Origin of the sequence: Chitinophaga sp. H8, from assembly GCF_040567655.1 — a bacterium.
Lineage (GTDB): Bacteria > Bacteroidota > Bacteroidia > Chitinophagales > Chitinophagaceae > Chitinophaga > Chitinophaga defluvii.
Map to the genome: position 1 here is coordinate 642,582 of NZ_JBEXAC010000001.1, position 21,066 is coordinate 663,647.

Below are 21,066 nucleotides of genomic sequence, written 5' to 3' on the forward strand. Positions count from 1 at the left end.
TTTTACGAAAATTGGTTATTATTGTGGCTCATTAGAAATGTAAAATATGCCCGTGGCTTATAACATTCATCCATCGTATGCGGTAGATGATGCAACATTGCTGGAAACGGACCTGACCACCTGTCATTTATTGGTTTTGATAGGGAAGGGCACTTTTAGCTATGCGGTATTTGATCCTGCTATACAAAAATTCCTGGCATTGAAATCATACAGCTACCAGCCTCAGAAAATGGCAGTTGCTGATCTGGAAATGATAGAGCAGGTTTTTGATGTAGATAAGTTGTTACTGACTGCTTTTAAGTCAGTATTGCTGGCATTTGATACACCGGAATGTTCACTGATTCCGGAAACGCATTACGTACCCCGGTTAAAGAAGGATTATCTGCATGCAGTACATCAGGAGAAGTTGCAGGAGGCGGTGCTGGCAGATACAATGCCGGCATTATCCATTGTGAATGTATTTGCTGTAGATAAGGACCTGCTGGGTTTTTTACGGAAAGAGTTTTCAACAGACCGTATTATCCATGCACATACTGCCTTGCTGCAATCTTACCCGATGGACCTGGATTATCAAAGTGGAGACGGCGTAGCTTTTGTGGAAGTGCAGCGTAACCGGTTTACACTTACTGTCTATACTTCAGGTAATTTATTGATACAACAGCAACACGAATACCAGGAAGGGCTGGATATAGTATATCATCTGGTGAATACCTTACGCCAGCTTGGAGTAGATGAGCAAAAGATAAAAGTAAAATTGTCCGGTGCTCTGGCAACGGATTCCCAGGTGTATCAGGAAGTGTTCAAGTTTATCCCGCGGCTTGAATGGACACAACGTTTGTCCGGGTTTAAATATATTACCCAGATGCAGGAAATACCAGGATATTATTTTCACAATTTATATGCTTTAGCGTTATGCGTGTAATCGGAGGAGAATATGGAGGACGACGCTTTCAGCCGCCTGCAAATATGCCGCACACCAGGCCCACAACAGATATTGCAAAAACAGGATTGTTTAATGTTATTGAAAACAATCTGGACATTGCCACGCTGAAAACCCTGGATATTTTTGGGGGAACAGGAAGTATCAGTTATGAACTGGCATCCAGGGGAGCAACAGATCTTACCATTGTGGAGAAAGACCCGGCTATGGCTAATTATATATCAAAAACTGCGGAGGCTATGGGAATAGGGCTGAAATTGTTCCGCATGGATGTATTTAAGTATTTGCAGCAGTGTACAGAAAAATTTAATTTTATTTTTGCAGGACCTCCCTATGCCCTGGAAACTATTGATCAACTACCCTTAATCGTCTTTGAGCGGGAGTTACTGAATCCGGAAGGATGGTTTGTATTAGAACATACTCCCCGCAATAATTACAAAGAATATCCCTATTACCGAACAGAAAAGAAATACGGTACCACTATATTTTCCCTGTTTATTAACCGGGAAGCATTGAAGAAATAGCTATGGGTAACAGTAGTTGCCAGAGTTACGGTATACCAAAAATGTACGCTAAACGCTGAATTATGTCTCGTATTTGTTTATTCCCAGGCACATTTGATCCTATTACTTTAGGGCATACTGATATCATTGACCGGGCACTGGATCTGTTTGATGAACTGGTTATCGGGATTGGTATTAATAACAGTAAGGTACCTATGTTTGCGGTGGAGCAAAGAATAGCATGGATCCAGGAAATTTATAAAGATCAGCCCAAGATAAAAGCAGCGTCTTATGAAGGGTTGACAGTTAATTATTGTAAGAAGATCGGGGCCCGTTTTATCCTGAGGGGAATACGTTATGTGAATGATTTTGAGTATGAAAAAACGATAGCGGATGCCAACAGGATGATGGATAGAACAATTGAGACTATCTTTTTGGCTTGTACCCCTCAATATTCTTCGATTGCTTCCACATTGGTAAGGGATATTTACCGTAATGGAGGAGATGTAACACAGTTTTTACCAGCAGCAGTTTTACGTACATTAAAGGAACAGCAATAATCCCAACGGATTAAACAGGATATTTTGGTTATTCAACAATAATTTACCCTTATGAAAACAATCTGGCATTCTCTGGATATATCATTGGACCAGTTGAATGAAATAGGCAAAGGTACAATGGGCGAATACCTTGGAATGGAATTTACAGAAATCGGACCGGACTATATCCGCATGATGATGCCGGTAGACCACCGGACCAGGCAGCCCTACGGACTATTACATGGAGGTGCTTCTGCTGCCCTGGCAGAAACAGTTGGTAGCATCGCTTCCGCCCTGATCATTGATCAGGAGAAGCAAATTTGTGTAGGAATGGAAATTAATGCCAACCATGTACGGGGTGTAAGAAATGGTTATGTGCATGCTATCGCCAAGCCATTGCATATTGGTGCTACTTCACATGTATGGGATATCCGCATTACAGATGATGACCATAAACTGGTATGTGTAAGCCGCTTAACAATGGCTATACTGGCGAAGCGATAAGGTTTATACGTTATACCCTTCCTGTTTAAATACGTCTATGATATTCTGGTAAGAGAATTTCAGGTATTTAGCGATATTCTCCGGTTTTATCCATTGAATATCCATGATATCTTCTTCAATCTGAGGTACGGTGAGTTCTGTGCCGGTAAAAGCCATTTTATACCAATAGGTATGCTTCAATACTTTTTTCCCTTTCATGGGATAGTAGTGAAATGTTTCAATGATCTTATGCTCAAGCGTGATATGATGTAGTCCTGTTTCTTCTGACACCTCACGTACAGCACAGGTTTCCAGGCTTTCCCCATCATCCTGTTTGCCTTTAGGTAAATCCCATTTACCCCGGCGGAACATTAGCAGGATATCACCCTCCTGGTTAGTAATCAGCCCCCCTGCTGCCACCAGCGTGGTGAAATTTTTCTCTACCAGTTTAAAGAGGCGTGCTACATCTGCTTGTATAAATACAGCAGCAGGTAACTGGTCCTCTTCCAGTTTTTGAAGCGTTTCCCTGATCGTTACAGGATCAGGGGAGGTAAACATATCTGCATCTTCGTACGCTGCTGGTATTACCTGCGGAGTAGCACAAAGGATAAGTGGTCTTTCGTTGAGATAAATAACTATATTTTCTTGCATGAAGGCGAAATTACGAATTACAGATATTTAATGATCCATGATAAATGATAAATGGATGCGGACGAATGATAAATGAATATTACTTTTGCGTCCGTATGAATACAGTCAGTGAAAAACAAGTTGCAGAAAGATTGCTGCAGGTGCAGGCCGTAAAATTAAGTCCTGCTGAGCCTTTTACATGGGCCTCCGGTTGGAAATCGCCTATTTATTGCGACAACCGTAAAGTATTGTCTTTTCCTTATGTACGCGACTATATTAAATCGGAACTGAGCAATATGGTATATGAAACGTTTCCTGAAGCTGCTATAATAGCGGGAGTTGCTACTGCAGGCATACCGCATGGTGCCCTGGTAGCCGATCAGCTGAAACTGCCTTTTATTTATGTTCGTTCCAAGCCGAAAGAGCATGGAATGGGCAACCAGATTGAAGGGGTACTTCAACCAGGCCAGCCGGTGGTTGTAATAGAGGACCTGATATCAACAGGGAAAAGCAGTCTGGAAGCGGTACAGGCTATCCGTGCAGCAGGAGGAGAAGTGATAGGCCTGGTGTCTATATTCAATTACGGTTTTGATGTGGCAGTAAAAGCTTTTGCAGCAGCAGGCGTACCGTTTTATTCTTTGAGTAATTATAGTGCTATGATAGCCCTGGCTGTAGAAAAAGGCATGGTTACTGCAGGGGAAGAAGCTGCCCTTCAGGCATGGAGAAGTGCGCCTGATCAATGGGGGAAATAGCCAACTATTATTTATTTTTTGTATATTCGGGTTGTTAAATTATAAACTATGCGTATTGTTAAGTTAGTATTGCTGATGATGCTGGGTAGCATTGGTGTTACAATGGCTCAGAGCAAAAAGGGGACCCTTGTTACGGCTAAAATAAGCACACCTACGGTACAATGTGAATCCTGCAAAAACCGGATAGAGCGGTTTATGCAAAAGGAGGAAGGTGTACAATCCACCAAAGTGGATTATAAAAAGCACATTACAACGGTGAAATTTTATAGTGACCGTACCAATATAGAAAATGTAAAGGCAGCTATTGCCAATGTGGGATATGATGCAGATAATGTAACTGCCAATACAGAATCTTATGAAAAGCTGCCATTATGTTGTAAAAAGCCTGAAGATGGCGGCGGAATGGAAAAAAAGCAATAAATCGCTATAAAAGCAGGTAAAACTGCAGAAGTATTGAAGCCACACGAAAGTGTGGCTTTTTTTATGCCTGTAAGGAACGCCATTTGTTAAAAAGGATCTTTAAAGAACAGCTACATTGATGACAACCAGCTGGAATACTATGCAAAACTTCTACGCAGGAGCTAATCTGATGGTTGATGTTCTACCTGGTCTGACAGTTGGGGCGGAGTATTTATGGGGGAAGAAAATACTGGACTATGCAGATGGAATTTCAAAGGGTAAAGGTGCACAGCGGGTTAATTTCGGTATTATGTATAATTTCTGAGTTTGGGGTGGAAACGATCCCGGTAGGCCAGATAGTTGAGCAAGAAAATTGTTAAACAGAGGCCACCGGGATTTTAATTGGCATATCTATTGCGACAGCATTTATTATGGAAAAGCGAATTATTACCGTATACCTGAACAGCAAGCCTTACAAGTTGTCCATAGATATTGACCGGTCTAAAGACATGACTACCTACCGGGTCATTAATAACGCTAATGAGGAGGAACTGGAGGATTTTATCCCTGATAATCTCGAATTTGATGAGGACGGACAAATGAAAATGGACGAGCGGATCCAGACTACGGAAGGCATTGAAATTGCCAAAGCCATCTGGAAGGCTATAGACGACCAGTTAAATATTGGTGAGTAATACAGCTGAAAAGGAAATTGGAAACATTTTATGGGGTACATAAGATGCTTTCGTTGTTTGTATAACTGATTGAAAATAAGAGAGTTTAAAAGAACTTCAGGGCCTGTTTGGTTTCACATTTGATAGGGAAAGGGAGGAAAACCCCTCCTTTGCCTACTTTACAATTGCCGGTAGCTTTAATGGTCACCTCTTTATTAGCTAAAGCGCTCCAGGCATTTTTAAGCACATTTTCCATATTTACCTCCAGTTTTACAGGAAAGTAAAAAGTGTCTTTCGCGGGTATATAAATGAGGGTGTCCTGAATAGAATGCCCAACTTGTGTATCATCAAAGAAAAGGTCAAAATTGGCATCCTTCAGTTTAAGATTAAAATTATTAGGATTGTAATATGCCAGGGTCATCCGCACGATACTTTTTGAGAACCCCATTTCATCAAAGCTAAATCCTGCTACGTTTACAAATTCCAGATCCTTCATTTTTTCACAGGCGCTCATCGTCCCCCAGGTAATAAGTACCAAAACTAACAAACGGATATTTCTCATGATAGCCACCAGTGATTTTAAATTTTACGTAAACCTACAAGAAACCCTTTACTTAACAAAAGCACAGGTAGGAATTAGGAAACATTTAACGGCAGGGGGAGGGGGCTTTTAGAAAAAGCATCATTAATACCTCTTTTTTTAATTTAGCAAAATACATCACATTACTACTATTTAATATTGTACTTTTGCAGCATAACTCCTTAAAAATGAATGCAAAAGATACTAATAAGTTTAGTAATTTTGCTATTATTTGAAATTTTACTTTAAATGTCACTTTACTAAAAATAATAGCATATTTTTTATCTTTCTATAAATTGTTTTTCAATTACTTAATATTAATTGTTAAGTAATTTGCATTAACAAAACAGCAGAACGAAATCATGCTATTTTCAATGACCATTTTTAAATTTTGACGATATGTCAGTTGATGAAAAATCAGGAACTTTATTAATTGAATCTCAATATTTTCCACCAATCTCTTACTACAAGACTTTAATTAAACACAATGTATTACAGATCGAGATATATGAGCACTACCAAAAGCTTAGTTATCGTAACCGTACATACATCGCCGGACCAAATGGGAGAATGTTGCTGAGTGTGCCATTAACGAAAGGAAAAAATCAGCGAACCGTGATGAAGGACGTTAGGATAAGCAATGAAGAAAATTGGCAGGGGCTGCATTGGAAGACAATTATTTCTGCTTACCGGCGGTCTCCCTGGTTTGAGTATTATGAGGATGATTTGCAAAAGTTGTATGAAAAGCCTTATAGTTTTTTGTTGGATTGGAATATGGCTTGCTTTGAATGGGCTAACCAAACGTTAGGGATTTCCTATGATATTACAACCACAGAGAGTTTTATTATGAAATATGATACTGTTCCGGATATAACTGACGCACGTGAGCATATCCGGCCTACAAATCTTGTGCCCCCCAGCCATGACCTGCAAGGTCCTTATACTCAAGTGTTTCAGGAAAGAGTTGGGTTTTTGTCTGACCTGAGTATCCTGGATCTGCTTTTTTGTGAAGGGAAGCATGCACTGGAAGTGATTAAAAAGTAAATTTAAATGTTCGGTAAATTGTTTTAACATATTGATATATAATTAGTTGAATAATTGTTTAATTTACTTTGCCGGTTAATTGCATTTGCGGAAAAAAAAATTACTTTAGCAATAGAACAAAATATATAGCTTTGCAACCAATTTTGCTGGGTTTCGAACTGACGTAGGTGTGTAAACCAGTAGTTTTCCAGCGAGGGGAAAAGGAGCATTTATCCTGTAGTATAAATTTTATTACTAATCCTGAAATTCATTCGCAGTTTTAAATGAATAACACCTACACAGACCTCGTTAAACAAACATTTGAATTCCCCCAGGAGGGCTTTGAAGTAAAAGATAACTACCTGGAATTTAATGGTTTGGATATAAAGGCATTGATAGACAAGTACGGAACACCTTTTAAGCTTACTTATTTGCCTAAAATAGGTATGCAGGTAAATAAGGCCAAAAAGATGTTCCATGACGCTTTTAAGAAGAACAGGTACGACGGAAGTTATTATTATTGTTATTGCACGAAGAGTTCGCATTTCTCCTTTATTATGGAGGAAACATTGAAACACGGTGTGCATATTGAGACTTCTTTCGCATACGATATTGACATTGTTAATAAGCTGTATGAGCGGAAGAAGATCAATAAAGAGACTTCAGTTATTTGTAATGGTTTTAAAACCAAAGCTTATACAAGAGCAATAGCGCGTCTTGTCAACAGTGGTTTTAAAAATGTAATTCCTGTACTGGATAACAAGGAAGAGCTGGACGATTATAAAAAATTTATCAGAATCAAGGATAAGGTGAAGCTGGGCATCCGAGTGGCTGCAGAAGAAGAACCGAGTTTTGATTTTTATACCTCTCGTCTGGGTATACCTCCAAGAGACATTTTGGAGTATTATGTGGATAAGATCAAAGGAAATGAGAAGTTTGAGCTGAAAATGCTACACTTCTTTATGAATAAAGGGATTAAGGACGATATTTACTACTGGAGCCAATTTAACAGGGTAATTAACCTGTACTGTCAGCTTAAGAAAATATGTCCTGAACTGGATAGTATTAATGTTGGTGGTGGATTTCCTATCAAGCACTCTCTGGGGTTTGATTACGATTATAGTTACATTATTAATGAGATCGTAGCCAATATTAAGAGTATGTGTAAAAAAAATAAGGTTCCGGTACCTGATATTTACACAGAATTTGGTTCCTTTACAGTAGGAGAAAGCGGAGCGGTTATTTATAGTGTGATAGGTGAGAAGATGCAGAATGACCGTGAATCCTGGTATATGATTGATAGCTCTTTTATAACTACTTTGCCAGACACCTGGGGAATTGGAGAGAAATTTTTGATGCTACCTATCAATAAGTGGGATCAGGAGTACCAGGAGGTACACCTGGGTGGGCTTACCTGCGATGGATATGATTTTTATACATCTGAAGAGCATATAAATGCGGTGTTCCTGCCAAAACATAGCTCAAATGGAGAGCCCTTATATATTGGGTTTTTCCATACCGGAGCCTATCAAGATCAGTTGAGCGGATATGGTGGAATTAAGCACTGCCTTATTCCATCTCCGAAACATGTGATAGTAGGTTATGACAAGAACGGGCAACTAAAAGATTGGTTATACGCAAAGGAGCAAAGCGCTCAAAGTATGTTGAAGATTTTGGGTTATTAAAAAAATGGGTTAGTAATCCACCTGAAAACCCCTCGATTTTTCGAGGGGTTTGCTTTTTTAGAAGCAGTACTCCTATAAGTATCTTCTGTAGCCGGACTCCAATTATTTATATAAGATGTTGCTGTTTAATCAGGAAAGGCTTCCAGTTTACTGAAAGCCCCCTTCATGACATAGGTTAAGATGGAGATATTCAACGTATAAGGACAATAGTAGTATTCATGAACTTTGAGGGCACGAATATATAGTAGTGCCATAAAAAATACAGTACCTGAAAGTTGTAATTTTTGTTATCATATTATGACCTGCCTCAGGGAGCATAATGCAGCTAATATTCCTACCTGAAATGATACATAAGCTTTATTATAAATCTATATGTATTTAATATAAGTGTCTGTTGTAAGTTGTGAGCATATAATCCCTTTTGTAAGCTGTACCATGGCAATATTGAGGTAAGGATGTAACCGGCCTCACACTTACGTGTAGGTAAGGAGCATGAAAAAAGGGCCTGAAAAGGCCCTCTTCTTAAATCCCTCATGAAAAATCTTGTTATTCTACTGTAATTGCTTTCGGTGCGTCTTGTTTATTTTCTTTTTTAGGAAGATTTACTTTCAGTACACCATTGTCGTATTTAGCATTAATCTTTGATGCATCTACGCTTTCATGCAAGGTGAAAGCACGTTTGAAAGAACGGAAGCTGAATTCTTTGCGAATCTGCTTTTCATTTTCATCCTTTGTTTCAGTTTTCTTTTCAGCGCTGATCGTAAGTGTTTTGTCTTCCACACTGATCTTAAAGTCTTCTTTTGAGAAGCCAGGTGCCATTACATCTAAAAGGTAGGCTTCCTTCGTTTCATGAACATTAACCGGTGGGTGTGCACCAAAGAAGTCTGCAGTAGCAAAATCATCTTTCCATAATTTATTCAATCCGGCATTGTTAAAAATGTCTTCCATAATTCCACCAAAAGTTTTAGGAAGCGGGCTGTGATTCAATTTTACCAGTGTCATACTTTATATTTTTTAGTTTAAACATGTTTTTTAAGAACATGGATAACAGATCAAATGGGATACCAATGCCATAAAGCTGAAATTTTGTTAGGAAAAGATATATTAATAATGACATTGTGTCGTGTTTTGTGTTTGGTTGATGTCAAAAGGTCACTATGTACACTGTATTTTTTAATTTGTGCTCTGATATAAGTAACTTTGTATTCAAATTAAAACTGAAAAAACTATAATAATATGTATCCAGCAGAATTAGTAATGCCAATGAAGGCTGAGTTAACTGATAAAGGTTTTGAAGAGTTGTTAACAACTGAGAAAGTAGAAGAAACACTTAAAAAAGAGGGCACTACCCTGGTGTTCATTAATTCCGTATGTGGTTGTTCTGCAGGTACTGCACGTCCTGGAGTATTGATGGCAGTAGCCAACAGCGAGAAGAAACCAGATAGATTGACAACCAGTTTTGCTGGTTTTGATAGTGACGCAGTGAAGCAAATCCGTACGCATTTATTGCCTTATCCTCCTTCTTCTCCAGCTATTGCCTTATTTAAAGATGGACAGCTGGTGCACATTATTGAGCGTCATATGATTGAAGGACGACCTGCACAAATGATTGCAGCCAACCTGGTAGATGCATTTGAGCAATATTGTTAACGACAAATTACGAAATACAAATTTCGTAATTCAATTCTGAATCGTACTTTGGTGGTTTGATTTTCCTTTTGATTAATTCGGCTTTGTTCATAGGAAAACTCAGATCACCAAATTTTTTATTGGCTATGTATCCTAATTTATATTACGCATTTCAAGATTTGTTTGGCTTAGAACTCCCTTTTCTTAAAGTTTTTCAAACCTTTGGTTTTTTTGTAGCTATTGCTTTCCTGGCGGCAGCCTATGTTTTAACGATAGAGTTAAGACGGCGGGAAAAGCTGGGATGGTTATATGGCATTAAGGAAAAGATAGTAGTAGGTAAGCCAGCTTCTACCGGCGAACTCATCTTGAATGGCATACTTGGCTTCTTGCTGGGATATAAATTGGTAGGCCTTTTCCTCCAATGGTCTGTCGCTTCTCAGGATTTTCAGGGTTTTATATTTTCAGGAGCAGGTAGCTGGCCTGCAGGTATAGCATTAGGTGCCTTATTTGTCTATCTGAAGTATAAGGATAAAAAGAAACATGCATCAGAGAAGCCCAAAGAGGAAATGGTATTGGTGATGCCTCATCAGCGCGTACCTGATTTTACAGTAATGGCAGCTATTGCCGGACTTATAGGGGCTAAGATATTCCACAATCTGGAAAACTGGAATGATTTTAAACAGGATCCGTGGGGTTCACTCATTTCCTTTAGTGGTCTTACCTTTTATGGGGGACTTATTGTAGCAGCAGTTGTTATTATTAACTACGCCCGGAAAAAACAGATTAATGTATGGCATCTGGTAGATAGTGCAGCTCCGGCGCTAATGTTGTCGTATGGTGTTGGCCGTATGGGGTGTCAGTTTTCCGGTGATGGTGATTGGGGGATTGTGAATACACATCCAAATCCTTTTGCGTGGTTACCGGATTGGGCCTGGGCTTATCGTTATCCTCATAATGTAATCAATGAAGGTATTCCCATTCCAGGGTGCGAAGGAAAGTACTGCCATATGCTGGAATTACCGGTATATCCCACTCCCCTTTATGAAATCATAGCTTGTCTTATCTTGTTTGGTATATTATGGGGGATACGCAAAAGGATTAGTACACCAGGAGTAATTTTCGGTATCTATCTTGTCATGAATGGTATAGAAAGGTTCTTTATTGAAAAGATACGGGTGAATACTAAATATGATATATGGCTGCATCCTACACAGGCAGAGATAATAGCCGCATTGATGGTGATAGGAGGTGCTGTACTTATTTGGTATTGCCGCAAATCTTTTGCAGCTAAAAAGACAGTATCCTGATTATGCAGCGTCATCCTACTTTAGTGCCTTTGTCGCATGAGCATCAGCGATTATTGTTTGTTTGCAGGTATCTCAAAAAAGATGCAGCTGCTTACGAAGGGTTTCCTTTGGATACACAGGCTAAGCTAGCCTATATTGTAAAGGTTTTCCAGGAAATAATGGTGCCTCATATTCAAAAGGAAGAGTATCTCTTCGAGGTGTGCCGTGGCAAAAATGAGGAGATAGATGAGATGATGGAGGAGTTGATAATGGAGCATCAGCTGATATCCAGAATGTATAGTGGCTTAGTGGATAATACTGACTTAGTAACAGCTATGGATATACTGGCTACTCATCTGGAAGCTCATATACGTAAAGAGGAGCGCAGTTTTTTTGAAAAACTGCAGGAAAAACTTCCTTTTTTACTCGACGAGCTCCGGCTGGAGAAATAAAGCAAAGACTTATCAGTTTAGGGGTAATAGTTATTACATTATTAAATGATTTATTTATATATTTGAAAATATATAAGTAGGTCATTTTTTTTATGCCTCTCAGAAGCTGTTGTGCCATTGTCGTCCTTAAATATATTTATCCAAATCTATTACCTGTATGCGAATTTTCACCCTCCCCAACATCCTGTTATTATGTGTATGCTTACCATTATGGTCATTTTCCAATATAAAAACAGATAGCCTTAAACAGGAGAATTATAAATTCATTATAGATTCAGTAAACGCCACTTTTACCTACAAGACGGGAGATATTACATTAAGTAATGGCGCTGTAATACATGTTCCTGCCGGATTCCGGTTTTTGGATAATGCCCAGAGTAAAAAAGTGTTGGAAGAATTATGGGGAAATCCGGAGAATAATAAGACAATGGGAATGCTTTTTCCTGATAATTTAGGGCCTTTGGACGAATCGGCCTGGGCTTTTGAAATATCCTTTGATGGGTTGGGGTATATTAAGGATGAGGATGCGCATAAAACGAATTTCAATGATTTACTGAAGGAAATGAAAAGCGATGTGGCAAAGGAAAATGAAGTAAGGGTGAAAGAAGGATTTTCAGCAGTAGAGTTGGTAGGTTGGGCATCACCTCCGTATTATGATCAGGAGAATAAAGTGCTGCATTGGGCTAAAGAGTTGAAATTTGATCACGACGATCATAATACATTAAACTATGATGTAAGAATCCTGGGAAGAAAAGGAGTACTAAGATTGAATGCCATAGGTCAGATGTCGCAATTACCGTTGATAAAGACGAAGATACCGCTGATTGTAAAGAGTGCAACCTTTACAGAGGGGCACCGGTACGCTGATTTTAACCCCCAGGCAGATAATATTGCTGTATGGACTATTGGAGGCTTGGTAGCGGGTAAGGTATTGGCGAAAGCGGGTTTTTTTATTGTTTTGCTTAAATTCTGGAAGGTCATTGCAGCTGCTGTAATTGCCGGTGCAAGTTTTTTAACGAGATTTTTCAGGAAAAAGCGGGAAAAGACACTGAAAGAAGCCACAATCAGAATAGATGAAACCCTGAATTAGTTATTATTAAATATAATCTTGTTATAAAAAGGGGCCTTAAAGGCCCCTTTTTATATATTTTCTTTCCCTTTTTACCGGCAACTTATCTAAAAGTGGCCTCTTACCGCTTAAAATCTGCACTTTATCTAATTCAACTTGATAGCAGTAAATCAGCAATGTATTTTTACTGCTATAGTTAAGCACCCTGCATTTCAAGCGTTTAGCAAGCAAGTTGTAACAAATAGCCAGCAGGATCGTCTTCCTGATGTTCCATTTATTTTTACCAATCGTCCCTGTCAGCAGACCGCTTGTGTAAAACTATGTACTATGTAATGCATAATACTTACGTTTGCATTGTAGTTGTTAAAGTAAGGAACTGTACAAAAGCATAAACCTAAAAAATCTGTTAAAATCATCCTTATATGAAAGTTGTTTATAAAGCGTTAGCCTTGTCAATCAGCATTTTGGGCATGATGCTTCCATCCATGGCACAAAACAGTACTCCAAAAATTACCGGACACATTACCCAGTCAGGCAGTAAGCCGGTTGAATTTGCCACTGTTACTTTATTAAAAGCACAGGATTCCACTTTGGTAAAAGGCGCGATAGCTGATATTAATGGTAAGTATGAATTTGAAAATATAAAGCAGGGAAAATACCTGGTAGCAGCTGCTTATGTAGGCATGACCAAAGGATATAGTAAGTCTTTTGAGGTAAATGGAAGTAGTATAAAACTAAATCCTATTGATTTGCTCACAGCTACTAAAAAACTGAATGTAGTAGACATTACGGCCAAGCGGCCATTTATTGAGCAAAAAGCTGATAAAATGGTTGTAAATGTTGAAAACAGCATAGTGGCTGCAGGGGGGACTGCATTGGAAGTACTGCAGAAATCACCGGGTGTTACCGTAGATAAGGATGATAATATTGCCATGAAGGGGAAAGGTGGAGTAGTGATTATGATAGACGGCAAGCCGACTAATATGAGTTCCCAGGATGTTGCCGAGCTGCTGAAAAGTATGCCAAGCAGTAATATCGACCAGATAGAACTGATCTCGAATCCTTCCGCCAAGTATGATGCAGCTGGCAACGCCGGGATTATTAATATTAAACTTAAGAAGAACAAAAATTATGGGACAAATGGTAATGTTAACCTTGGCGCAGGCTATGGGCGTACTCCCAAATGGAATGGTGGACTGAATCTGAATAATCGTAATGAAAAGGTAAACCTCTTTGGTTCCTTTAATTACAATCACCGGGAAAATGATCAGCAATTAGGGTTATTTCGCAGTGGTATAGAAAATGGGAAGACTACCGTATATGATCAACAGAATACAGTGAATAACAGTACCAACTACTACGCAGGAAAGGCAGGTGCAGATTATTTCATTAATAAAAATCATACTGTTGGGGTAATGGTAGATGTTTCCTACAGAGATCACGATGTACCTACTGATGCTATAACACATATCGGAAATGGAAAGATGGTAGATTCTGTGTTAAAAACGAATACCAGGAATATTTCTGATTGGAATCGCTGGGCCTATAATGTTAATTACAAAGGCATCCTGGATACTACCGGAAAAGAGTTAAACATTGATCTTGACTACGCGCGTAATACTGATAAGTCTTATTCAAATATTTACGCGAATATGTTAAATGGTAATGGAAAGGGGAGCATGCACAGTGATACAACCCGTAACCTTCAGCCATCTACGATTGACATCAAAACAGCCAAAGTTGATTATGTACATCCATTGAAAAAAGGTGCTAAAATTGAAGCGGGACTCAAGTTTAGTCTTGTGGAAACGGATAATAATGCCCGCTTTGACTCGCTGAAGGGGAATACCTGGATTTACGATGACCAGCGTTCTAATCAATTTTTGTATAAAGAAAACATCAATGCTGCTTACATTAATTTTAGTAAGCAGTTTAAAAAAGTTGGCCTTCAATTAGGTTTACGTGGAGAACAATCCAATGTCAGAGGTAATTCAATCACTACCGCACGTATTACTGATACCACTTATTTTAACTTGTTTCCTACAGTATTTGTAAGTTATGCCGCGAATAAGGATAATCAATTGGGCTTTTCATATAGCCGCAGAATACAAAGACCTAGTTACGAAGATCTGAACCCATTTGAAATTTATCTGGACAGATATACTAAAATGGCTGGGAACCCTTATCTGAAGCCACAATACTCGCATAATATAGAAGTGACCCATACTTTTAAACAATTTCTGATTACTTCTATTGGCTATACACATACCAAGGACCAGATTACTCAAATATTAGAGGTCGATAAAGATCCTGTTACCGGGGATACTTCAATTATGCGCTATAAATATTTGAACGTGGCAAAGTCGGATGTTTTTAATATTAACGTTTCCATTCCTTTTCCAATTACTAAATGGTGGAATAGCTTTACCACTATGTCAGGGTCTTATACCAGGTATCAAACAGTGGTAAATAATAATCAGATCAGCCTTTCCTCTGGTGGATTTTTTGGTCGTACACAACACACTTTCACTTTGGGTAAGGGGCTTAGCACAGAAGTCGCGTTTATGTATATATCCTCACAGATAGCTGATCAGGGGTTATTTAGAATGAAGCCAATGTATGCATTGGATCTGGGGGTACAAAAATCGATACTGGACAAAAAAGGTACCCTGAAGCTGAATGTGACAGATGTGTTTAACACCCAACATTTCCAGGGCGCGTTTGAAAATGGTACCCGCTTTACATCAGTACGGAGCAAATGGGAAAGCCAGCAAGTAAGACTCAATTTTACATATCGCTTTGGTAATAGCAACGTTAAAGCTGCCCGCAACCGCCAAACAGGGTTATTGGATGAACAACGCCGCGTGAAGGAAGGAAATAATTAAAATAAATGGCAGTAACTCCCCATCCGGTTACCGCATATAATCACCTGAGCGCTTTTTTAGGTATATAAGGATGGATAGAGACGCGGCCTTTTTAGGCTGCGTTTCATTTTGAAGATACAAAGATTTAAAAATGAAAATTTGTAAGTAGTTGATAAAAAGATGGTTAATGGTGAATTGGAATTTTTTTGTTCAGCAAATGCAACTTTCTTAACAACTATTGTCTTTAATATGAAAGCATCCAATATCTTGAATCAAACGCAAATAACAGATAACCTGGTAGTCCGCTGCAGGAGGGGGGACGTACGAGCGTTTCGTGAATTGTACGATGCCTATTCTGGCGCCATGTACAATATTTGTTTGAGGATGACTGGAAATGTGAGTGATGCGGAAGATACCTTGCAGGAATCATTTTTGCAGATCTATAAAAATATCGGGCAGTTAGAAAGAGCTGCCAGTGTCAGTGCCTGGATTAAAAGGATAGTGGTAAACCACTGCTTAAATTATCTGCGTAAAAAGAAGATATATTTTGAAGAGGTGGATCAGATAGAAGTAGAGGAGGAGCAAGGGCTGGATGAGGTAGGATTTACCTGGACCGTAGAAGCTATCAAATCAGCGATTCATACATTGCCCCATGGATATCGTACAGTATTGAACTTATATATATTTGAAGAATACTCACACAGAGAAATTGCCGAAATGTTGAAGATTTCTGAATCTACTGCCAAAACGCAGTATATGCGGGCAAAAGAAAAAGTGAGGCAAATTGTAAAACAACAAAATACAGCCAGGTAATGCCAGACAACAGTTTAGAAAGTTTTATGCGAAAGCATAAGGCAGATTTTGAGGCGCAGGGGCCTTCACCAGGTCTTTGGGATGCATTGGAACAGCAATTGCCAGCCCCACCTAAAATTGGACTGGTCAGGCAATTAGGCCGCCAATGGTTAAAGGTGGCAGTAGTGTTAGTCCTTGTAATAAATACCATTTTTGTGTATCGTTATTTACAGTTCAGGCAACAGCAGAGTATTGGATTTATTTCACCAGAGTTGCAGGATGCCAAGGCCTACTATACTACACAAATTGAGCAAAAATTGTCGGCTATTAAAGCATATCCTGCAGCAGAAATTGGATTGGACAGTTCAGCAAGAAAGGAACTGGAGCTTCATAACAGCACTTATGAAATGCTGGAGAAAGAACTACAAAATAATCCGGGTAATGAAAGGATACGTGCCGCTATGGTTCGCTATTATCAGCTAAAGCTGGATTTACTGGAAAAAATCCTGGAAGAACTGGATGAAAAACATGCACCTAAAAAGATAAGACATTATGATGCTGAAATATAATATACTCTTTCTTTTACTGTTGCCCATGGCAGTACTGGCTGATAAAGGAGATACTGAATTTAAAAAGACCATTGAAAAAAACTTTACTGTTAATAATGGGGCCACATTAGACATTCTGAATAAATATGGTAAGATAGTATTGCGTACCTGGAGTAAAAATGAAGTGAAAGCGACTATTGTTATTACTGGTTATGGTAAAAGTACATCTGAAGCAGAAGATATTGCAGGCATGGTTGATGTGGAAAGCATTAATAGCCCGGGAGCTGTGAGATTGGCTACCAGTTATAATCCCCGTTCAGGAAGCAAATGGCTTTTCTCCTGGGGGAACAAAAAGGACTCCAAAGACTATGTGAAAATAGACTATGAAGTATATGTACCACAATCGCTTTCGAAATTGATTGTTGAGAACCAATTTGGAGATGTTATCGCAGATAAACTACCATTTGCTGCTGATATGAGACTTAATTACTGTTTTTATGATATAAGAGAGATATCCGGCGCCTTGATGATGAATATAAACTATTGCCAGAAGGGGAAAATCGGGAAAGCAGGGAAAGTAGTGCTGAAGGCTGGATACAGCAGCATGAATAGCGACCGGATTGACGAGCTGGTGGTACGTTCGAATTATAGTGATTATGACATTAAAAGTGTAGGGAAAATAGAAGTACAGTCTAATTATGATAACTACAGGATTAATGATGCAGGGAAGGTGTTTAGTAGATCCAACTATACTGACTTTAAAATTAATGAATTACAGGGGGAAGTTAATATGACACTTACTTACGGAAATGCGGATATCAGGGCTTTGACAACTGGCTTTACTGGTGCTGACTTCCGGTTAACCTATTCCGATATTAAACTGGGTGTACCACAGCGGCAAGCCTTGCAACTGGATGCCGTACTTTCTTATGGCGATTTACGCCTGGGAGGGCTGGAGTTAAAGAATAAAAATACTATTAAGAAAAACACACAGCTTATCATGACCGGAGTTACTGAAAATGGTAATGAGCAGTCGCCTGTAATACGGGTACAGGGATCCTACAGCAGTGTGGGGCTTAAGAGCCTTTGATTGTTTTTCGGCTATTCTAAAACCTATATAATTGTTTCAATTAAACCGCTAAAATCATCATCATGAAAACAACCCGAAAATCCTGGTATCTGTACTTGCCCCTGCTGTTGTCTGTACTAATATTATCATCTTTTTATCAAAGAAATGAGAAAGTAAGAGGAAATGGACAGCTAAAAGAAGAAACAAGACCTGCAGAACCATTTAAAGAAATCAGTACTTCAGGTAATTATAAAGTGGTGATTCAGCAAGGGAATAATCATAGTATACAACTGGAAGCAGAGGAGAACTTATTACCTTATATAATAACAGAAATTCAAGGTGATGAACTGAAGATTTATACTAAACGGGGTTATAATATTAATCCTACAAAAACAATCACCGTAAATGTGACCCTACAGCAGATCGCAGCGCTTAAAGCAAGTGGAGCCGGAGGATTTTATAGTAAAGGGACACTCAAGAGCGATGAAATAGAGTTGTCATGCAGTGGTTCAACAGGCGCTGACCTGGACGTGGATACCCGGAAAATGGAAGTGTCGCTTTCAGGCTCCAGTAATATAAAATTAAAAGGAAGTGCCACTGAAGCAGAATATAAAATCTCCGGATCTGCAGATATTGCTGCATTTGACCTGGTAGGTGATGATGTGGAAGTGAAAATATCAGGGTCAGGTAATGCTAATGTAACTGCTAATAAAAAACTGGACGTTAAGGTATCAGGATCAGGGTCTGTTAAATATAAGGGAACGCCTGGTAGTGTTGATCAACGGGTTAGCGGATCCGGGAGAATATCAAAAGTTAGTTAAATAAGCATCTAGGAGTTTTTTAATATAAAACTGACATCAGCGCTTTTTAATAGGGGCCCAAAATAACCCTACTATGTTTGATTTGGATATTTAGTGATCGGCAGGTAGCTTTCTACCTGCTTTTTCTTTTTATATTTGCATTTACGAATTAACTATAGACGAATTAAATATTTTTATCATGCCATCCTTTGATATTGTTAGCAAAGTGGATTTGCAAACGTTGGATAACGCCATTAATACCGTAAAAAAAGAGATTACTACGCGTTTTGACTTTAAAGGTTCCCATGTAAATATTGAATTGGATAAGAAGGAGATGGGGGTAAAGGTGGAGGTTGAAAGCGAAATGAAGCTGGACCAGGTATTGGATGTATTGATTACCCGTAGTATGCGCCAGGGGCTGGATGCTACCATTTATGACATGGGAAGTAAGGAAGCCTACCAGAGCGGTAAAGTGTATAAGAAGGAGATTCCTGTGAGAAATGGTATCAAACAGGAAGATGCCAAAAAAATAGTAAAACTGATCAAGGATTCCGGCTTAAAGGTCCAGGCCGCCATTATGGACGACATTGTGCGCGTAACGGCTAAGAAAATAGATGATTTACAGGAAGTTATCCAAAAGTGCAGGGAAGCTAATTTAGGCTTACCTTTGCAATATGTGAATATGAAAAGTTAGGCAGGGCAATAGCTGGTTTTAAGCGCAAGCTATAAATCATTGGATCCTGGGAGCTTACTATTTTTTTTATTTTTTTATTAAACAATTGGGCCGTAAAGAAAATAATGCTATCTTTGCGCCCTGTATTTACAATAATATTGATATGAAACAGGGAATACATCCGGAAAGTTACAGATTTGTGGTATTTAAAGATATGTCTAATGGAGTGAGCTTTTTAAGCCGTTCCACTGCTCCTTCCAAAGAAACTGTAAAGTGGGAAGATGGCAATGAATATCCATTGATTAAGCTGGAAATTTCCAATACATCTCACCCTTTCTACACAGGGAAGAATGTATTGGTTGATACTGCCGGCCGTATTGATAAATTTAAGAAGCGTTACGCTAAGAAGGCTTAATTCAAGCCCGTTTATAAATATTTTCAAAGAATCCCATCGGCTTGTCGATGGGATTTTTTATTTTTAACCCCTATGGAGCGTAACTATATCCTTTTTGACACGCCCGAACGTGATTTGTTATATCCCTTTACACATACAAGACCCGTGGCGGCCTGCAGGGTGGGCATTCTCACCATCCAGGAAAAGTGGGAACATTGGCTGGGAAAGAGGGTAAGTCATTTTACAATGCCTTATTTGCAGGAAAAGTATCCGTTGAAACGAGTGGCTGATGAAGTGATAAGTGTGCTGATTAATGGACATGTCTTACCAACTGAGGCATTGGTGCAAGCCATTGCAGCACTAAATCCTGGTGAGGAGCTGTATAAGGACGATCGTTTACTGGTAAAAGTGTTACGCGGAGGAGATTTTCATGTACCATCCGTACAGGAAAGGAAGAATTACAAAGAGGATATATGTGCGATATACAAACCCTGGGAAATAGCATTATTGAATGACCGGGCAATCAGAGAAGATTTTAATCTGTTAACCAGAGGCAGGACGTCTGCTCCCATACCGGTTTCCAACCAGATAATAGGTGCAGAAAATATATTCCTGGAAGAAGGTGCCAGGGTGGAATATTGTACGATCAATGCAAGCACAGGGCCTGTTTATATTGGTAAAGATGCCCTGGTTATGGAAGGGTGCCTGATAAGAGGGAGCCTGGCTATAGGAGAACGTGCGGTATTGAAAATGGGTACCAAGGTGTATGGCGCTACTACAATAGGACCTTTTTGTACAGGGGGAGGAGAGATCAAGAATACAGTATTGTTTGGCTATTCTAACAAGGCACATGATGGTTATCTGGGGGATGCGGTTATAGGAGAATGGTGTAATCTGGGGGCCAATACTACCTGTTCTAATCTGAAGAATAATGTGAGTGAGGTAACGGTATGGATGGAAGCCAGGCAAGAGGCATGGGGAGTGGGTTATAAGTGTGGGGTATTAATGGGGGATTACAGCAGGTGTGGTATTAATACCATGTTGAATACAGGTACTGTAATTGGGGTTTCCTGCAATGTTTTTGGAGGAGATTTTCCCTCTAAATTCCTGCCGTCCTTTACCTGGGGAAAAAATATGCAGTATCGCCTGGAGGATGCGCTGAAGGATGCCGGAGCATGGATGCGTCTGAAGGACAAAGAGATGGAGGAAACAGATAAAGACATCCTGCGTGAGGTTTTTGAATTGATTGCGAATAGGGTATAACGGAACAGATAGAACAAGT

At 39.2% G+C, this 21,066-nt stretch carries 26 protein-coding genes; 22 read left to right on the top strand and 4 right to left on the bottom strand.

Translation table 11 applies throughout. The annotated features are described in order from the left end of the window. Positions 1–52: 52 nt before the first annotated feature. The 4 genes from ABR189_RS02430 (at position 53) to ABR189_RS02445 (ending at position 2,486) form a co-directional block, all read left to right on the top strand. On the top strand, positions 53–922 hold the full coding sequence (locus ABR189_RS02430; protein ID WP_354658849.1) for a DUF3822 family protein: 870 nt from the start codon (positions 53–55) through the stop codon (positions 920–922). Continuing rightward, complete coding sequence (locus ABR189_RS02435; RefSeq protein WP_354658850.1) at positions 913–1,464, top strand: RsmD family RNA methyltransferase; 552 nt, start codon at positions 913–915, stop codon at positions 1,462–1,464. The genes ABR189_RS02430 and ABR189_RS02435 overlap by 10 nt, the downstream gene beginning before the upstream one ends. Before the next feature lie 62 nt (positions 1,465–1,526). Further along, on the top strand, positions 1,527–2,003 hold the full coding sequence (coaD, locus tag ABR189_RS02440) for a pantetheine-phosphate adenylyltransferase (RefSeq protein ID WP_354658851.1): 477 nt from the start codon (positions 1,527–1,529) through the stop codon (positions 2,001–2,003). A gap of 51 nt (positions 2,004–2,054) precedes the next feature. Continuing rightward, a complete protein-coding gene (locus ABR189_RS02445; protein ID WP_354658852.1) occupies positions 2,055–2,486 on the top strand; it encodes a hotdog fold thioesterase in 432 nt (143 codons plus the stop codon). 3 nt (positions 2,487–2,489) lie between these two features. Here ABR189_RS02445 and ABR189_RS02450 read toward each other — a convergent pair whose 3' ends face one another. Continuing rightward, positions 2,490–3,116, bottom strand: a complete 627-nt coding sequence (locus ABR189_RS02450) for an NUDIX hydrolase (protein ID WP_354658853.1) — start codon at positions 3,114–3,116, stop codon at positions 2,490–2,492. 95 nt (positions 3,117–3,211) lie between these two features. On the opposite strand from ABR189_RS02450, the gene pyrE reads away from it, so the two are divergent. The 4 genes from pyrE to ABR189_RS02470 all read left to right on the top strand — a co-directional run bounded on the left by pyrE (position 3,212) and on the right by ABR189_RS02470 (position 4,941). After that, positions 3,212–3,847, top strand: a complete 636-nt coding sequence (gene pyrE, locus ABR189_RS02455; protein WP_354658854.1) for an orotate phosphoribosyltransferase — start codon at positions 3,212–3,214, stop codon at positions 3,845–3,847. A gap of 48 nt (positions 3,848–3,895) precedes the next feature. After that, a complete protein-coding gene (locus tag ABR189_RS02460; protein ID WP_354658855.1) occupies positions 3,896–4,267 on the top strand; it encodes a heavy-metal-associated domain-containing protein in 372 nt (123 codons plus the stop codon). 139 nt (positions 4,268–4,406) lie between these two features. After that, on the top strand, positions 4,407–4,571 hold the full coding sequence (locus ABR189_RS02465) for a hypothetical protein (protein ID WP_354658856.1): 165 nt from the start codon (positions 4,407–4,409) through the stop codon (positions 4,569–4,571). 106 nt (positions 4,572–4,677) lie between these two features. Then, entirely contained in the window at positions 4,678–4,941 is a 264-nt protein-coding gene (locus tag ABR189_RS02470) for a hypothetical protein (protein ID WP_354658857.1), read from the top strand. Positions 4,942–5,026: 85 nt separating this feature from the next. Here the strand turns inward: ABR189_RS02470 and ABR189_RS02475 are convergent, their stop codons facing one another. After that, positions 5,027–5,482: an LEA/WHy family protein gene (locus tag ABR189_RS02475; RefSeq protein ID WP_354658858.1), complete on the bottom strand. Its 456-nt coding sequence runs from the start codon at positions 5,480–5,482 to the stop codon at positions 5,027–5,029. Positions 5,483–5,899: 417 nt separating this feature from the next. Between ABR189_RS02475 and ABR189_RS02480 the strand changes: the two genes are divergently transcribed. After that, on the top strand, positions 5,900–6,544 hold the full coding sequence (locus ABR189_RS02480; RefSeq protein WP_354658859.1) for a WbqC family protein: 645 nt from the start codon (positions 5,900–5,902) through the stop codon (positions 6,542–6,544). A gap of 263 nt (positions 6,545–6,807) precedes the next feature. After that, the gene (locus tag ABR189_RS02485; RefSeq protein ID WP_354658860.1) at positions 6,808–8,208 is read left to right on the top strand and encodes a type III PLP-dependent enzyme domain-containing protein; all 1,401 of its coding nucleotides are present in this window, start codon (positions 6,808–6,810) and stop codon (positions 8,206–8,208) included. Between the two features lie 125 nt (positions 8,209–8,333). Here the strand turns inward: ABR189_RS02485 and ABR189_RS02490 are convergent, their stop codons facing one another. Continuing rightward, positions 8,334–8,462 carry a hypothetical protein gene (locus tag ABR189_RS02490; RefSeq protein ID WP_354658861.1) on the bottom strand — a complete coding sequence of 43 codons (129 nt, stop codon included), beginning with the start codon at positions 8,460–8,462 and terminating at the stop codon, positions 8,334–8,336. 292 nt (positions 8,463–8,754) lie between these two features. Beyond that, the gene (locus ABR189_RS02495) at positions 8,755–9,210 is read right to left on the bottom strand and encodes an Hsp20/alpha crystallin family protein (RefSeq protein WP_354658862.1); all 456 of its coding nucleotides are present in this window, start codon (positions 9,208–9,210) and stop codon (positions 8,755–8,757) included. A gap of 234 nt (positions 9,211–9,444) precedes the next feature. Between ABR189_RS02495 and ABR189_RS02500 the strand changes: the two genes are divergently transcribed. The 12 genes from ABR189_RS02500 (at position 9,445) to ABR189_RS02555 (ending at position 21,047) form a co-directional block, all read left to right on the top strand. After that, positions 9,445–9,858, top strand: coding sequence for a BrxA/BrxB family bacilliredoxin (locus ABR189_RS02500; RefSeq protein ID WP_354658863.1), 414 nt, complete (start codon positions 9,445–9,447; stop codon positions 9,856–9,858). 125 nt (positions 9,859–9,983) lie between these two features. After that, complete coding sequence (locus tag ABR189_RS02505) at positions 9,984–11,144, top strand: prolipoprotein diacylglyceryl transferase (protein ID WP_354658864.1); 1,161 nt, start codon at positions 9,984–9,986, stop codon at positions 11,142–11,144. A 2-nt stretch (positions 11,145–11,146) separates the two neighbouring features. Further along, entirely contained in the window at positions 11,147–11,575 is a 429-nt protein-coding gene (locus ABR189_RS02510; protein ID WP_354658865.1) for a hemerythrin domain-containing protein, read from the top strand. A 157-nt stretch (positions 11,576–11,732) separates the two neighbouring features. Next, a complete protein-coding gene (locus ABR189_RS02515) occupies positions 11,733–12,665 on the top strand; it encodes a DUF2167 domain-containing protein (protein WP_354658866.1) in 933 nt (310 codons plus the stop codon). Positions 12,666–13,066: 401 nt separating this feature from the next. Continuing rightward, positions 13,067–15,529 (top strand): TonB-dependent receptor, encoded by a 2,463-nt coding sequence (locus ABR189_RS02520; RefSeq protein ID WP_354658867.1) that lies wholly within the window; start codon positions 13,067–13,069, stop codon positions 15,527–15,529. Positions 15,530–15,757: 228 nt separating this feature from the next. Next, a complete protein-coding gene (locus tag ABR189_RS02525; RefSeq protein ID WP_354658868.1) occupies positions 15,758–16,321 on the top strand; it encodes an RNA polymerase sigma factor in 564 nt (187 codons plus the stop codon). Positions 16,322–16,347: 26 nt separating this feature from the next. Beyond that, positions 16,348–16,869, top strand: coding sequence for a hypothetical protein (locus tag ABR189_RS02530; protein ID WP_354658869.1), 522 nt, complete (start codon positions 16,348–16,350; stop codon positions 16,867–16,869). After that, a complete protein-coding gene (locus ABR189_RS02535; protein WP_354658870.1) occupies positions 16,853–17,938 on the top strand; it encodes a hypothetical protein in 1,086 nt (361 codons plus the stop codon). Before ABR189_RS02530 ends, ABR189_RS02535 begins: the two co-directional genes overlap by 17 nt. Before the next feature lie 62 nt (positions 17,939–18,000). Beyond that, positions 18,001–18,738 carry a head GIN domain-containing protein gene (locus ABR189_RS02540; protein WP_354658871.1) on the top strand — a complete coding sequence of 246 codons (738 nt, stop codon included), beginning with the start codon at positions 18,001–18,003 and terminating at the stop codon, positions 18,736–18,738. Between the two features lie 178 nt (positions 18,739–18,916). After that, positions 18,917–19,411, top strand: a complete 495-nt coding sequence (locus ABR189_RS02545; RefSeq protein WP_354658872.1) for a YajQ family cyclic di-GMP-binding protein — start codon at positions 18,917–18,919, stop codon at positions 19,409–19,411. A 142-nt stretch (positions 19,412–19,553) separates the two neighbouring features. Continuing rightward, positions 19,554–19,805 (top strand): type B 50S ribosomal protein L31, encoded by a 252-nt coding sequence (locus ABR189_RS02550; RefSeq protein ID WP_354658873.1) that lies wholly within the window; start codon positions 19,554–19,556, stop codon positions 19,803–19,805. Between the two features lie 72 nt (positions 19,806–19,877). Then, on the top strand, positions 19,878–21,047 hold the full coding sequence (locus ABR189_RS02555; protein ID WP_354658874.1) for a putative sugar nucleotidyl transferase: 1,170 nt from the start codon (positions 19,878–19,880) through the stop codon (positions 21,045–21,047). Positions 21,048–21,066: the final 19 nt, after the last annotated feature.